Raw genomic sequence first — 784 nt, 5'->3', positions numbered from 1 at the left:
TGCCTCCCAGGAAGATGACGGCTCGATCCTACTGCAGGTGAAGGTCTCGATCGTAGGCGCCAAACCAGCCATCTGGCGGCTGCTTGACCTCGACCCTGCATTGACCTTGGACAAAGTCCACGATGTCCTCCAAACGGCCGTCGGCTGGCGGGATACGCATCTGCATTCCTTCACGGACACCGACCCTTACAAGCGGCTGCGGGCCGTCAATGGACAGGTGCCAGAACCACGGCGCTGGGTCGCCGAGGACCTGCTCGATGACTTCGAGGAAGACCTGCTCGAGTCGGACTATGTTCTAGGGCAGGTCCTCACGGCGGAGTCCGGTCCCCTGTTCTATGAATACGACTTCGGGGACGGTTGGATTCACCGCCTCGAACTCACCGGGAGCGTCCCAAAGCCAGCCAACGCCGTGCCAGCACACTTGGTAGACGGCGCGCGACGGGCGCCACTGGAGGATTCCGGCGGCATCGGCGGGTACCTCGACCTGCTCGATGCCCTCGCCAGCCCCAGCGCTGGGTCGCCCAGGACCTGCTTGATGACTTCGAAGAAGACCTGCTTGAGTCGGACTATGTTCTGGGTCACGTCCTCACGGCGGAGGCCGGTCCCCTGTTCTATGAATACGACTTCGGAGATGGTTGGATCCACCGCTTGGAACTCACCGGAAGTGTCCCCAAGCCGGTCAACGCCGCACGGGCACGCCTCGTAGACGGTGCACGACGGGCACCACTGGAGGATTCCGGCGGCATCGGCGGCTACCTCGACCTGCTCGATACCCTCGCCAGCC

The 784-nt window shown here is 63.3% G+C and carries 1 protein-coding gene; it reads left to right on the top strand.

Annotation, left to right across the window (positions count from 1 at the left end):
• Positions 1 to 37 precede the first annotated feature (37 nt).
• Positions 38 to 706, top strand: coding sequence for a plasmid pRiA4b ORF-3 family protein (locus tag X803_RS17565; RefSeq protein WP_253907386.1), 669 nt, complete (start codon positions 38 to 40; stop codon positions 704 to 706).
• Positions 707 to 784 lie beyond the last annotated feature (78 nt).

The sequence above is a fragment of the Arthrobacter sp. 35/47 genome (assembly GCF_000520475.1).
GTDB classification, from domain to species: Bacteria; Actinomycetota; Actinomycetes; order Actinomycetales; family Micrococcaceae; genus Arthrobacter_D; species Arthrobacter_D subterraneus.
This window is presented reverse-complemented; position numbering and strand designations above follow the sequence as displayed.